The organism is Glycomyces niveus (genome assembly GCF_017592475.1).
Classification (GTDB): domain Bacteria; phylum Actinomycetota; class Actinomycetes; order Mycobacteriales; family Micromonosporaceae; genus Glycomyces; species Glycomyces niveus.
The window spans coordinates 108,651-121,400 of record NZ_JAGFNP010000008.1; the positions used below are offsets into that span (position 1 = coordinate 108,651).

Here is a 12,750-nt window from a genome sequence, read left to right on the forward strand (position 1 = left end):
GGCGTGCTCAGGGCTCGGGTGCGTGTAATTCCGCTCTCATGCGACTCCGTTGCGTTAGCGTCCCGGCGTGCAGGGTTTCAGGGGCAGGTTCGTGAAGGGCTCGGAGCCGGAGTCGGTGTACTGGAAGCGGCGGGCGATCGTGGCGGGGGCGGTGCTCGCGCTCGTCCTGCTCGTGGTGGTCGGCCTCAGCGCGCTCGGCGGCGGCGAGGAGAAGCCCGAGGCCGAAGCGGATGCGGCCCAGAACGAGTGGGTGCCGCCGTCGTCGGACTCGACCGTGAACCGCCCGTATTTGCGCGAGACGCCGGACGCCGAGCCGAGCGAGGAGCCGTCGCCCACGGAGCCGGCGGTGGAGCCCTGCGCGGCCGAGGACCTGATGCTCCAGGTGGTGGCCGCGTTCGACGAGGCGCGGTCGGGTTCGGAGGTGCCGGTGAGCGTCCTGGTCGCGAGCGGCGCGGACACCGCGTGCACCGCGGACCTGCGCGAGGTCGCCGTCGAGCTGACCGCCGGCGCGGACGTCGTCTACTCGACCGCGCACTGCGAGACGCCGCAGGGCGAGGAGGTCGAGCTCGCGGACGGCACCGGCCAGACGATCGAGTTCACGGTGGACGGCCTGGCGTCCGAAGCGGAGTGCGCGGGCGCCCGCCGGGAGCTGCCCGCGGGCGAGTACGAGCTGCGGGCGCGCTTGGGCGACGCGGTCTCGTCGCCGACGACGCTGCGCTTGACCTAGAGGTACCGGTCGAGGATCGAGACCTCGGCGAGGCGGGTGAGCGATTCGCGGATGCTTTGCGCGCGCCCGGGGCCGATCCCGTCGACGTCCTGCAGCTCCTCGACGGTGACGCCGAGCAGTTCCGGCAGGGCCCCGAAGTGCCCCACGACCCGTTCGATCACCGCTTCGGGCAGCCGCGGCACCTTGGCGAGCATCCGGTAGCCGCGCGGGCTCACCCGCCGGTCGAGCACGTCCGGCGAGTTGGGGTACCCGAGCGAGCGCGCGACCGCGATGAGGTCGAGCAGGTCGGGTGAGCGCATGGAGTCCACGGCGCGCAGGGCTTTGCGGTAGTCCTCGCCGTCGGGCAGGTAGTCGCGGACGATGAGCTCGCGGTCGGTGTCGACGCCGGCCATGAGCTCGTCGAGCTGGAGGGCGAGGAGCCGCCCGTCGGTGCCGAGCTCGATCACGTGGCCTTCGACCTCGTCGGCGATGTGGCGGGCCATCTCGAGGCGCTGGAGGACGGTGACGGCGTCCCGCACGGTCACGAGGTCTTCGATCTCGAGGCTGGAGAGGCTCCCGGCGACCTCGTCGAGCCGCAGCTTGTACCGCTCGAGCGTGGCGAGGGCCTGGTTGGCGCGCGAGAGGATCTGCGTGGAGGGTTCGAGCAGGTGGTGGATCGAGCCCATGTAGAGGCCGATGGTGTGCATCGACTGGCTCACCGAGATCACCGGGAACCCGGTCTGGATGGCGACGCGCTCGGCGGTGCGGTGCCGGGTGCCCGACTCGTTCGAGTGAATGGAGGGGTCGGGCATGAGGTGGACGCCGGCGCGCACGATGCGCGAGCCGTCCGTGGTGATCACGATCGCGCCGTCCATTTTGCACAGTTCGCGGAGGCGGGTCGCGGAGAACTCGATGTCGAGCTCGAAGCCGCCGGTGCAGATCTCCTCGACGAGGCTGTCGCAGCCCACGACGATGAGCGCGCCGGTGCGGCCCCGCAGGATGCGCTCGAGGCCGTCGCGCAGCGCGGTGCCGGGCGCCATGGTGGCCAGGGTCGCGCGCAGGCCCTCGTCCGGGATCGACGCCACGGGTACCCCCAAATGCTGGACGGTCCGCCGGGCGCGGGAGGCCGGGCGGTTGAGGTGACCGGTTCGTTCAGGGGCGGAACGTCAGGTCGCCTCCAGTGTACGGATCACCAGCACGGGTCAGGGAGCGGCATTTAGGGCAACCCGCCCATCCCGACATCCGCGCGGAGACCACCAGGGCCGCGACGTGCGGCCCGGCCCGATTTCGCTCAGGGCGAACAAACCGGCGTGCCGCGCCCTACAGCCGGTCCACGACCTGCACATGACCCGGAGCGAACGACGCCAGCCGCGCCAGCAGCTGCTGCGGCTCGAGCGCGAAGTCCTTGCAGCGCACCGCGAGATCGAAACCCGCCACCAATCCCTCCGTGGCCCGGTTCGCCTCCCGCAGCACCGACCGCCCCAGGAACCCCGGCCGGTCCGACCCGCCGCGCCCCAGATAGCTGTCCGCCGCGAACAGCAGATACGACGCGCCCCGCCGCTTCGACCCCACATGGATCGCCGCGAGCTCCTCGACGTTGCTCCACGGGATGAGCAGGCTCTTGCCGAAACCCGCACGCACCCGCAGCCCGAAATGGTTCACCATCAGCTTCGGCGGCCGCACCAGCGGCACGAGGAAGCTCGCCGCCCCCAGGAGCGCCATCACGGTGAAGAACCCCGGCAGCGCCGCGACCGGGTTCGGCTCCCCCGAGTCCAGCGTCTCCGGCTCGGTGCGCACCAGCAGGAACAGGCCCACGATCAACGCCGTGCACGCCACCGAATAGAGCACCAGCGAGGAGATCCGACGAGTCGGCGAACTGCGCTCGATCGCCACCCACTCCGAGCTCCTGCGCACGCCGCACCTCCTCGGCGGCAATGCTAACGATCCCCGGCGACCCGCGCCACGGACGACGGCACTGGCGGGCGCAATCTAGGCTGGTCCGCCATGTACCCCGCACCGACCGCAGGCCCGTCCCCGGACGCGACACCCGTGCCCATCGGCCGCCGCATCGCCTTCACCTGGATGCTGCTCGGCGCAGTCTCCGTCGCGCTCGCCGCCCTCGGAACGTTCCTCGCAGCGCACGAAGCGCTGGGCGCGAACCAGGTCAACGTGCCGTTCGCGTCGTTCGCGAGAGGGGCGCTCCTCCTACTCCTCTGCGGCACGCTCGCGTTCATCTGCCTGCGCACCGCCCGGAATCGCCGCGGGACAGCGATCATCACCGACTTCGCCGGCCTGTGGCTCACCGACGGCGCCGCCCGCGCCGTCATCCCCTGGAACGACGTGGCCGCGATCGGCCTCCACGAGTACGTCCAGACCGCCCAAGGACTCTCCACCAGCAGCTGGAGCCTCGAGCTGCGCCTGCACGACCCGCTCGACCGCGACGGCGACCCGCTCCTCGAGCGCATGGTCCTCCCCGCCGACCCGCCCCGGTACATGATCCGCCTCCCGCGCGGCACTCACATCGCGGCGATGGCGGCCGTCAAAGCGCGCGTCCCCGAACCCTGGCTCGAAGCGCCCGACGCCGACTCCTAGGCGGTACGCAGCCACACAGCCGCGTCCGGCGGGAGCCGGTCCCCCTCGCGCCCTTGCAATGCCGCGCTGGCGATGAGCGGTTCGCCTGCGGGGAGCTCGATCTCGTCGCCGGTGAGGTTGACGACGCACCGGAAGCCCGGGTCGCGCTCGAACGCGAGCACGCCCGGCTCGCTCTCGAGCCACCGCATCCCGCCGTCGCCCAGCGCGGGTTCGCTGCGGCGCAAGTGCAAAGCGAGCCGGTAGAGCGACAGCATCGACTCGGGGTCGCCCAGCTGCCGTGCGGCCGTGAGGTCGCGCCACTCCGGCGGCTGCGGCAGCCATGCGCCGCCGGGGCCGAACTCGAACGGCGGCGCGTCGCCGCCCCACGGCAGCGGCACCCGGCATCCGTCCCGGCCCAGGTCGAGCCCGTCGGTGCGCGCGAAGACGGGGTCCTCGCGGAGCGCATCGGGCAGGTCGAACACCTCCGGGAGCCCGAGCTCGTCGCCCTGGTAGACGTATACGCCGCCCGGCAAGGCCATGCTCAGCAGCGCGGCCGCCCGCGCCCGCCGCGTGCCCAGCGCGAGGTCGGTCGGGACGCCGTGCTCGCGTTTGAGGAACGAGCTGTGCGCGCGGCCGTAGCGGGTCACGTGCCGCGTCACGTCGTGGTTCGACAGCACCCAGCTCGGGGGTGCGCCGACACCGGCGTGCGTGGCGAGGGTTCGGTCGATGACCTCCCGCAGCGCCCCGGCCTCCCACGCGCACTTGAGGAACTCGAAGTTGAACGCCGTGTGGAGCTCGTCGGGGCGCAGGTAGCGCGCGAACCGCTCGGGGTCGCGCACCCAGATCTCGCCCACGAACACCCGGTCGGGCCCGTACTCGCCGAGGACGATCCGCCAGTCCCGGTAGATCTCGTGCACCTCGGGCCGGTCCTTGTCCGGCTCCTCGTCGAGGTCGGCGAAGGTCGGCACGCCCTCGAACCGGCCCCGCTTGTCGGGCAGCCCGGCCTGCTTGACCAGGCGCGCGGCCACGTCGATGCGGAAGCCGTCCACGCCCCGGTCGAGCCAGAACCGCAGGATCGACGGGAACTCGGCCCGCACCTCCGGGTGGTCCCAGTTCAGGTCGGGCTGGGAGGCGTCGAACAGGTGCAGGTACCACTGCCCGTCGTCCACTCGGGACCAGGCGGGCCCGCCGAAGCGCGACTGCCAGTTGTTCACCTCGTCGCGGAAGTGGAACCGCTCGCGCGCAGGCGAACCGGGGCCACCGCGCAGCGCCTCCTGGAACCACGGGTGCTGGTCGGAGGTGTGATTCGGGACGAGGTCGACGATGATCCGCAGCCCCGACGCGTGCGCCGCCGCGATGAGCCGCTCAGCGTCGGCGAGCGTGCCGAACGCCGGGTCGATCGCCCGGTAGTCGGCCACGTCGTAACCGCCGTCGGCCATCGGCGAGGCGTACCACGGGTTGATCCAGAGCGCGTCGACGCCGAGGTCCCGCAGGTAACCGAGCCGCGATTCGAGGCCCGCGATGTCGCCGATCCCGTCGCCGTTCCCGTCCGCGAAACTGCGCAGGTACACCTGGTAGATCGCCGCGCCCCGCCACCACGTCACATTGCCTCCCAAGGGATCGTGCGTCGCTCGAGTCGCGAACGCTCGGCCGCGAACGCCATCCGGTGGCTGTCCAAGGCGGCCTCCAGGTCCGTGGCGGCCGCCTCGCCGCCCTCGAGCGCGGTGACGAACGCGTCGACCAGCGCCTCGTCGCCGCCCGAATGCCCCCGGTGGTCCGGCGCGCCGCCGCCCGGCGCTTGCGGGCCGTGGCTCGGCTCGTCCTCCGCCGGTCCGGCGTGGATCTCGAACACCCTGTGCCCCATGGGAGGCCGCGTGAAACGCCGCCCGATCCGCGCCCCGGGCAGCACCGGCAGGACGGCGGCCGGCGAGAACAGGTCGACCTCGAACGTGCCCGTCCGCAGGTTCCCGGCGATCTCCCCCGCCGTCCCGGTGAGCCGCACGGTCCGCGTGTTCTGCCCGGTGAACGCCGAGGTCGAGAGGGTCGCGGTGAGTCCGCCGGGGAAGTCGACGACGGTCTGCTGATGGTCGACGACGTCGTTGTCCGAATGGAACACGCACCGCCCGTACGGCCCGCGCCGCAGCGCCTCGAGGCGGCCCTCGGGGCTCGTGTCGTCGCCGAGGAGCGCCACCGGCCAGCCGTCCCGGTCCGCAAGGGCCTCAACGTAATAGCGGGGCGCATAGAACGGGCAGGAGTCGGCCGCCGGGCAGCCGTCGAGGCAGTGGCCCGGCGCGCCTTCGGGCGCGTTCTCGGTCCGGAAGTAGGTCAGGGACCCCGCGCTGGCGACCGACGCGGGGGACTCGCCGGCGAACCAGCGGATCATGTCGAGGTCGTGGCAGGTCTTGGCGAGCACCATCGGGCTCGAGGTGGCGAGGTTGCGCCAGTTGCCGCGCACGTACGAGTGCGCGTAGTGCCAGAACCCGATGTTCTCCTCGACGCGCATGGTCACGAGCCGGCCGATCGCCCCCGAGTCGACGAGCCGCCGGATCGCGATCCAGAACGGCTGGTAGCGCATCACGTGGCTGATCCATATGCGGGCCTTGCGGTCCCGGGCGGCGGTCGCGAGCGCTTCGAGGTCGCCGGCGGTGGTCGCGGCGGGCTTCTCGAGTAGGACGGGGAGGCCGGTCTCGATGGCGGCGAGCGCGGCGTCCAGATGGAGCCGGTCGGGGAGGGCGATCACGAACGCGTCGAGGCCGATCGCCTCGGCGTCGGCGATGAGGTCGCGCCACTCGGCGTAGCGGTGCGCGCCCGGAACGGTCCCGGCGTCGGCGAGACGGTCGCGCCGGTGCGGCACGGGATCGGCGACGGCCGCGACGGCGGCGCGATCGGGCCGCTCGATCGCCCAGCGGCCGTAGGTGTCGGACCCGCGCGCTCCCGCGCCCAGGATGCCCAGTCGGATTGTCATGCGTCTCAGCCTTTCTCCGCGCCGGAGGTGAGTCCGGTGACGAGCAGCCGCTGCGCCAGGAAGAACCCGGCGACCACGGGGACGGTGATCGCGATCGACCCGGCCATGAGCACTGTGGTGGGCACCGAGAACTCGGTGAGCTGCGCGATGCCGAGCGAGACCGTCCAGCGGTCGCGGTCGGCGACGAGGAAGAGCAGCGCGAACAAGTACTCGTTCCAGGCGATCATGAACACGTACAGGGCGGTGGCGGCCACGCCGGGGAGGGCGAGGGGGAGCACGACGCGGCGGATGAGGGCGAGGCGGCCGCACCCGTCGATCATCGCCGCCTCCTCCACTGAGGACGGGACGGCGACGAGGTAGGTGCGGAGCATGTACAGGGCCACGGGCACGGTCTGCGCGACGTACACGAAGACGAGGCCGACGAGCGAGCCGGTGAGTCCGACCCGGCTCAGCAGCACGAACAGCGGCACGGCGAGCACGATGCCGGGCAGGAGGTAGACGCCGAGGAAGACGACGTTGACCGTGTCGCGGCCGAGGAAGCGCAGCCGCACGGCCGCGTACGCGCCGAGGACGCTGAAGAGGATGGCGAGTGCGGCGGTGGCGAGCGCGACCTGGAGCGAGTTCCACATGTTGCCGCCGAGGCCGTATTCGGCGAGGGCGGTCGGGTAGGAGTCGACGGTGATCTCGTCGAGCGCGGGGACCAGGTCGAGCGGTTCGGAGACCACGGACTGGAAGGGCCGCAGGGAGAGCAGGACCCCGTAGAGCAGCGGCCCCGCGGTGGCGACCACTGCGACGGTGATGACGGCCCACCGGAGGACGCCGAGCACGCGGTCCTCGGCGGTGAGGCGGGCACGCCGGAAGCTCCGCGCACCTCTGGGTTTGGGTCCCCGGTTTCCAGAGTCGCCGACGGGTACGACATTTTCGCCGCCGTCCGACACGATCGAGTGAGTCGAATCTTCCGTGCGAGTCTCGCTCATGCCCGCTCCCGCTTGATCATCCACGCGTAGACCGCGACCACGACCACGAGCATTCCGGTCATGAGCAGCCCGGTCGCCGAGGCGGTGCCGATGTTCGCGCGCACCACCAGCTCCGAGTAGACCCGCACCGCCAGCACCTCGGTGCCGCCCGCGCCGCCGGTGAGCAGGTAGATGTCGTTGAAGTTCTGGAACGACCACAGGAACCGCAGCACCGCGAGCAGCGCCATCACCCCCGCGAGCTCGGGCAGCAGCAGGTGCCGGAAGATCCGCGTCTTCCCGGCCCCGTCGATCTGCGCGGCCTCCTCGATGTCCTCCGGCACCACCTGCAACCGCGCGGTGATGAACAGGAACGCGAGCGGGAAGGTCTTCCACACCTCGAACGCGATCACGCACATGAGCGCCACCGGCACTTCGAACGGCCCGAGGTCGCGGCTCGTCGTCGTCAGGAACGCGATCGGCTCGGCCCACCCGAGCCACTCCACGCCGACCGCGTTCACCAGGCCGTACCCGGGATTGAGCAGGGTCTTCCAGATCGTGGCGGCCGCGACCACCGGCAGCACGTACGGCACGAGCACGAGCGCCCGGATCAGCCCGCGCCCCCGGAACGGCCGTCGCAGCGCCAGCGCGACCCCGAGCCCGACGAGCACCGCCCCGGCCGAGGACGCCGCCGCGTAGGCGACGGTGGTCGTCGCGGCCGACCAGAACCGGGGCGAGTTCCAGACGGCCGCGATGTTGTCGCCGGTGAAGACGAGGTTGTCGATGTACAGGCGCGGGATGTCGACCAGCCGCACGTCGAGGAAGGCGAACAGCGCCACCGCCAGGAACGGCAGCACCGCGAACAGCAGCACCACGATCACGGTGGGCCCCACGAGCAGCCGCCCGTGCAGGTCCTCGCGCCGCGAGAGCGTCAGCGGCTTGCGGCGCCGCAGACCGGTGTCGCTCATCCGCCCAGGTCCTGTTGCGCCGCTTCGACGCTCGCGGCCATGGCGGCCGCGACCTCGGCGGGCGGGGCGCCGTCGAAGAGGGCTTCGGCCTCGGTGGCGAGGATCGTCTGCGAGAAGACGATCCCGGCGAGCTCGGCGTCCGGCGTCCCCCAGCCCCACCGCGTGAACTCCTCGGCCCCGGCCGCGAGCCGCTCCACGAGCGCCGGTCCGTAGACCTGCTCGATCGAGAGCTCCTGCGTCCGGTCGTTGCCGAACGGCAGCGCCGACCACGCGTCCAAGTACTCGGTCGACCCGGCCTCGGGGCCCGGCCGCACCGGGATGCGGCCCTCGGTCGCCGAGGCCAGGTTCTCCACATACCCGTCGCTGAGCATGAACTTCACGAACTCCTTGGCGTCGGCCGTGTTCGCGCCCGCCGGGATGCCGTAGTTCGTCGTCTGCCCGTACTCGACGGGCGCCTCGGCGCCGGTCCCGGTGAAGGTCGTCAGGTACGCCGTGTTCTCGGCGAGGAACCGCGGATTGTCCGCGCACTCGGCGCAGGTCACGGGGTTGTCCACGTCGAGGCCCGCGACCTCGTCGACGATGTGCGAGGAGAACAGCACCATCGCGGCCGATCCGGAGAGGTACGCCGCCCGCGCCGCCTCGACGTCCACTTGCGCCGGTCCGGCCGCGGCCGCGAGCCGCTGGTAGTGGGCCAGGCCCTCGACGCACTCGGGCGAATCGATGGTGACCTGCCCGTCCGTCGCCAGCCGGCAGCCGAACGGGAGCAGCATCGACTCGATGCCCTCCTGCGTGTACACGTCGCCAGGGGTCGTGCCGATCGCGATGCCCGCCAAGCCGTCCGCATCGAGCGCCTCGGCCGCCGCCGCGATGTCCGCGACGGACGCGGGCGGCTCGAGCCCGGCGGCCTCGAACAGGTCGGTGCGGTAGGCGATCGTGTGGCCCCACCCGTCCGAGGGCACGGCGTGCAGGCTCCCGCCGATCGTGACCATGTCGAGCGCCGCCCGGCTGAACGTGTCCGCGCCCAGCTCGTCCACGACCTCTTGCGGCGCTTGGTCGTCGAGCAGGCCCTGCGCGGCCCACGCGGCCGTGCTGGACGGGTTGTGCGCGATCACGTCGGGCACGTCGCCCGACGCGGCCGAAGTGACGAGCGTCTGCCCCGCCTGGTCCGGCTCGAGCGGCACCATCTCCACCTCGATACCCGTGGCCTCGGTGAACGCGTCGATCACGGGCTGCTGCGCCGCGATCCGCTCCGGGGTGGTGTACGGCGTCCAGAAGACGATCGAACCGTCGCCGTCCTCGGACTCCTCTGGGCTGCAGGCGGATACGGCGAGCAGCAGCATTGCGGCCGCCACGCAGGTCGTCATTGTCCTCATAGCCGCTCCTAAGGGGCGAATCGGCGCGAACAGCGTCCAATCCGCACTATAGCGGCGATGAGTGGCCGCGCGGTACCCCTCCGTGTGGGCGAACCGCGGTTCGCCCGAAAACCCCCGGCGTCAGGGGCGGCCCGTACGCTGGCGCGGTGATCGTCTGGCTCGCTTCATATCCCCGCTCTGGCAACACCTTCTTCCGCATCGCCCTCCACCGCCTCTACCAGGTGCCGACCTACGTCGTCTACGACGTCGACGGCGTCGCCGCCCGGATCGGCACCGACCTCATGGACGCCCGCGAACGACCCGCCAGCTTCGACGAGATGCGCGCCTCCGACGAAGTCCACTTCGTCAAGACCCACCGCCAGCGCGGCGACGACGTGATCGCCGAGGACGACCGCGCCATCTGCCTCGTGCGGGACGGCCGCGACTCGGTGGTCTCCTGGGCGCGCCTGAACACCGCCCACCTCTCGGGCGAGCCCGACTACGAGGACCGGTTCGCCGCCGAGGCCCGCGCGATCATCACGCGCCGCACCGGCGGCACGGGCGGCTGGGGTCAGAACGTCCTCTCATGGCGAGCCTCCACCAGTCCCGAACCGGTCTGGATCCGTTTCGAAGACCTCATCGCCGACCCCCGCGCCACCGTCGAGGCCGCCGTCGGCAAAGCCGCCCCCGGCCTGCGGCCCGCCCCTGACGCCCCGATCCCCGCCTTCGACGAGCTCAACGCCCGCGAACCCGGCTTCTTCCGCGCCGGCACCACCGGCACCCACCAGACCGAACTCCCGCCCGACCTGCACGACCTGTTCTGGGACCAGCCCGACAACGCGACCGCCATGCGGCTCAACGGCTACCGGTAATGCGCTGGCGGCCCGAAGCCGCGGGCTGCCACACTGCGACCGTGATCGAGATGCGCGCGCTCAGCGCCGATGACTGGCGCTTGTGGAGGGACCTGCGGCTCGCGGCGCTCGCCGACGCGCCCGACGCGTTCGGCTCCCGCCTGGCCGAATGGCAGGGCGACGGCGACCGGGAGGAGCGCTGGCGGTCGCGTCTGACGATGCCGGGGTCGCACAACCTGGTGGCCGAGGTCGACGGCGCGCCGGCGGGGATGGCGAGCGGCGTGCCCGCAGAGGATCCGGCGGTCAGGGGGCTGATCGCGATGTGGGTGAGCCCCGCCGCGAGAGGCCTCGGCGTCGGCGACGCTCTGATCGGGGCGGTCGCGGACTGGGCGAAGACATCGGGCGCGTCGGAGCTCCGGCTCGCGGTGTATGAGCACAATGCGGCGGCGCTGCGCCTGTACGTGCGCAACGGCTTCGAGGTCGCCTCGGAGTCCGGTGTCGAGCGGTTCATGGTCAAGCCGCTCGGCGATCGCCGCTGACCGGACGGACTCAGATGAGGCCGCGCTTTTCGCGCTCGGCGTCCATGAGTTCCTCCATGAGCGTCCCGGGGTCCACTGTGAACTCCGGTTCCGGGACGGCGTCGTAGTCGTCCGCGTCGAGGGGCAGGCCGAGTGCCGCGAGCCGGGCCGCCAGTCGGGTGAACGCCGCCCTCTTGTCGTCTTCGTACTGCACCGCTTCGACGGCGCACGCTTCGGCGAGGGTCCGGCCCGCCAGACTCCAGAACGTGAACTCGGTGTCGAGTTCGAGCAGCGGCACCGGCTCGTCCGCGGGCTGGTCGGGGTGGAACCAGTAGCCGATCCAGCCTTTGCCGCCTTCGGCGATGAGCTTGGCGTACTCGGCCGTCGCCGCCGCGCCCGCATTGACCGCCTGCATGTCGGGGTCGGCGAGTTCTTCGGGGCGGAGGTAGCCGGTGTCGAGGAGCGGGTTCAGCTGGTCGGGTTCGAGGAACTGGAGGTCGAGCAGGTCGCGGAAGTCGGTGCGGGCCTCCCACTGCGCCAGCAGCATCACGCGCAGGTCCGCGGGGACCGGCCGGCCTCCCAAGTGCCGGTCTGCGAATGCGGTGAGCCGGTCTTCGAACATGTCCACTCCTCGGATCGCCTTGCGCACCACGATAGGCCGCCGGTGCCGACGAGTCGCTGCTCACTCGGCTTCGGCGACCGGCCGGACCTCGTTGACGTGCAGGGTGACCTGGATCGGCTCGCGGTCGGGGTGGTCGTCGAACTCCACGAGGACCGTTCCCGGTACGGCGGGCAGTTCGACAACGGTGCCGACGGCGCCGACTTGCAGCCCGATGCCGTCGATGCTTTCGGCCAGTTCGACCTGATCATCGGGCAGGAACGGCTCCGGCGGGGCGAGCCCGAGCGGCGTCTCCGCCGGGCCGAGGTCGTTGCACCAGGCCCGCGTGTTCCGTCGGGTGAGGAAGTAGAGCAGCAGGATCGAGAGGCCGAGCCCCGCGCCACCGGTGCTCGGGGCGCCTTCCGCCGCAGCGAGGAGGAGGTCGAGGAGGCTGAGCGCGATCGAGGCGGAGCTCAGGATGATGCCGGTGAGGCGCGCCCAGGGCTGCTGCTTCGTGATGCCGATCGCGATGGCGGTGTGGAGGAAGCCGACGCCGAGCAGTACCAGCGCGAACGGCAGGGGGATCAGCGAGAGCGAGAGCAGGACGAAACCTGCGCCCACGGCGATGATCGCCTGCAGCCCGAGGAAGACGACCGCGAGGATCGCGGAACCGGGCATGCGGGGAAGCACAGGGTCAGGGGGACGATTCACAGGATGCTCCTGAATGGACTGGGTCGTGAAGGCTCAGGGGCAAGCGCTTCGGAAACCCAGTTCTAACAGGAAGCCGCCGGGAGGGGTCCCGGCTTCGTCAACTACTTGTCGCTCAGGTGGAACCGCCCTTTTGAATCACCAAGCTCCTGGCCTGAACCTGCCAAGGGCGGGAGACGGCGCTCGGGGACTCATTTCCAACGTTTCGGTTGGTAATCTATGGCTACGCAGCGTGATCCGGATACGTTCGACTTGTCTGGAATGCCGCTGTCCGGCAGCACCGCACGAGGAGTCCCCGAATGGCTGTGACCGACCCCAACGGTTCCACCCCCTTCACCGAGCGCCAGATCGCGATACTGGAGCACTTGGCCGCAGGCCGAACCGATCGGACGACCGCCGCGCGGATGGGGACATCCGAGCGCCAAGTCCGCCGGGAGTGGCGGCGATGATCGCCGCGACCGGAACGCGAGGCCGGATCCCGCTGGTGCTGTGCGCCTGCCGGAAAGGAGTGCTGCCGGCTGCGGCCACGACTCCGCGACCAGGGGATTGACGGCTGTCGG

13 protein-coding genes are annotated in these 12,750 nt (G+C 71.4%); 4 read left to right on the forward strand and 9 right to left on the reverse strand.

Annotation, left to right across the window (positions count from 1 at the left end):
• Positions 1-67 precede the first annotated feature (67 nt).
• The gene (locus tag J5V16_RS15345; RefSeq protein WP_208497298.1) at positions 68-727 is read left to right on the forward strand and encodes a hypothetical protein; all 660 of its coding nucleotides are present in this window, start codon (positions 68-70) and stop codon (positions 725-727) included.
• Here the strand turns inward: J5V16_RS15345 and disA are convergent.
• Both disA and J5V16_RS15355 read right to left on the reverse strand, forming a co-directional pair.
• On the reverse strand, positions 724-1,803 hold the full coding sequence (gene disA, locus J5V16_RS15350; protein WP_408612462.1) for a DNA integrity scanning diadenylate cyclase DisA: 1,080 nt from the start codon (positions 1,801-1,803) through the stop codon (positions 724-726). The genes J5V16_RS15345 and disA overlap by 4 nt on opposite strands.
• Positions 1,804-2,026: 223 nt before the next feature.
• Positions 2,027-2,599: a hypothetical protein gene (locus J5V16_RS15355; protein WP_208497299.1), complete on the reverse strand. Its 573-nt coding sequence runs from the start codon at positions 2,597-2,599 to the stop codon at positions 2,027-2,029.
• A gap of 111 nt (positions 2,600-2,710) precedes the next feature.
• Here J5V16_RS15355 and J5V16_RS15360 point away from each other — a divergent pair, with 111 nt between their 5' ends.
• Complete coding sequence (locus J5V16_RS15360; RefSeq protein ID WP_208497300.1) at positions 2,711-3,298, forward strand: hypothetical protein; 588 nt, start codon at positions 2,711-2,713, stop codon at positions 3,296-3,298.
• Here the strand turns inward: J5V16_RS15360 and J5V16_RS15365 are convergent.
• The 5 genes from J5V16_RS15365 to J5V16_RS15385 all read right to left on the reverse strand — a co-directional run bounded on the left by J5V16_RS15365 (position 3,295) and on the right by J5V16_RS15385 (position 9,536).
• Positions 3,295-4,893, reverse strand: coding sequence for a glycoside hydrolase family 13 protein (locus J5V16_RS15365; RefSeq protein ID WP_208497301.1), 1,599 nt, complete (start codon positions 4,891-4,893; stop codon positions 3,295-3,297). The two genes, J5V16_RS15360 and J5V16_RS15365, sit on opposite strands and share 4 nt — an antisense overlap.
• Positions 4,878-6,242 (reverse strand): Gfo/Idh/MocA family protein, encoded by a 1,365-nt coding sequence (locus J5V16_RS15370; protein ID WP_208497302.1) that lies wholly within the window; start codon positions 6,240-6,242, stop codon positions 4,878-4,880. Before J5V16_RS15370 ends, J5V16_RS15365 begins: the two co-directional genes overlap by 16 nt.
• 5 nt (positions 6,243-6,247) lie before the next feature.
• Positions 6,248-7,069 carry a carbohydrate ABC transporter permease gene (locus J5V16_RS15375; protein WP_208497303.1) on the reverse strand — a complete coding sequence of 274 codons (822 nt, stop codon included), beginning with the start codon at positions 7,067-7,069 and terminating at the stop codon, positions 6,248-6,250.
• Positions 7,070-7,215: 146 nt separating this feature from the next.
• Complete coding sequence (locus tag J5V16_RS15380) at positions 7,216-8,163, reverse strand: carbohydrate ABC transporter permease (protein ID WP_208497304.1); 948 nt, start codon at positions 8,161-8,163, stop codon at positions 7,216-7,218.
• A complete protein-coding gene (locus J5V16_RS15385; protein WP_208497305.1) occupies positions 8,160-9,536 on the reverse strand; it encodes an ABC transporter substrate-binding protein in 1,377 nt (458 codons plus the stop codon). Before J5V16_RS15385 ends, J5V16_RS15380 begins: the two co-directional genes overlap by 4 nt.
• 146 nt (positions 9,537-9,682) lie before the next feature.
• Between J5V16_RS15385 and J5V16_RS15390 the strand changes: the two genes are divergently transcribed.
• A complete protein-coding gene (locus J5V16_RS15390) occupies positions 9,683-10,387 on the forward strand; it encodes a sulfotransferase domain-containing protein (protein ID WP_208497306.1) in 705 nt (234 codons plus the stop codon).
• A 41-nt stretch (positions 10,388-10,428) separates the two neighbouring features.
• On the forward strand, positions 10,429-10,905 hold the full coding sequence (locus tag J5V16_RS15395) for a GNAT family N-acetyltransferase (RefSeq protein ID WP_208497307.1): 477 nt from the start codon (positions 10,429-10,431) through the stop codon (positions 10,903-10,905).
• 10 nt (positions 10,906-10,915) lie between these two features.
• On the opposite strand, the gene J5V16_RS15400 is transcribed toward J5V16_RS15395, so the two are convergent.
• Positions 10,916-11,506: a hypothetical protein gene (locus tag J5V16_RS15400; protein ID WP_208497308.1), complete on the reverse strand. Its 591-nt coding sequence runs from the start codon at positions 11,504-11,506 to the stop codon at positions 10,916-10,918.
• A 60-nt stretch (positions 11,507-11,566) separates the two neighbouring features.
• On the reverse strand, positions 11,567-12,160 hold the full coding sequence (locus tag J5V16_RS15405) for a hypothetical protein (protein WP_208497309.1): 594 nt from the start codon (positions 12,158-12,160) through the stop codon (positions 11,567-11,569).
• Positions 12,161-12,750 lie beyond the last annotated feature (590 nt).

Excerpts from the sequence above, each read along its gene's own strand:
- J5V16_RS15370 (WP_208497302.1), bottom strand. The coding sequence starts at position 6,242 with ATGACAATCCGACTGGGCATCCTGGGCGCGGGAGCGCGCGGGTCCGAC.
- J5V16_RS15385 (WP_208497305.1), bottom strand. The coding sequence starts at position 9,536 with ATGAGGACAATGACGACCTGCGTGGCGGCCGCAATGCTGCTGCTCGCC.
- J5V16_RS15380 (WP_208497304.1), bottom strand. The coding sequence starts at position 8,163 with ATGAGCGACACCGGTCTGCGGCGCCGCAAGCCGCTGACGCTCTCGCGG.
- J5V16_RS15400 (WP_208497308.1), bottom strand. The coding sequence starts at position 11,506 with ATGTTCGAAGACCGGCTCACCGCATTCGCAGACCGGCACTTGGGAGGC.
- J5V16_RS15360 (WP_208497300.1), top strand. The coding sequence starts at position 2,711 with ATGTACCCCGCACCGACCGCAGGCCCGTCCCCGGACGCGACACCCGTG.
- J5V16_RS15405 (WP_208497309.1), bottom strand. The coding sequence starts at position 12,160 with ATGCCCGGTTCCGCGATCCTCGCGGTCGTCTTCCTCGGGCTGCAGGCG.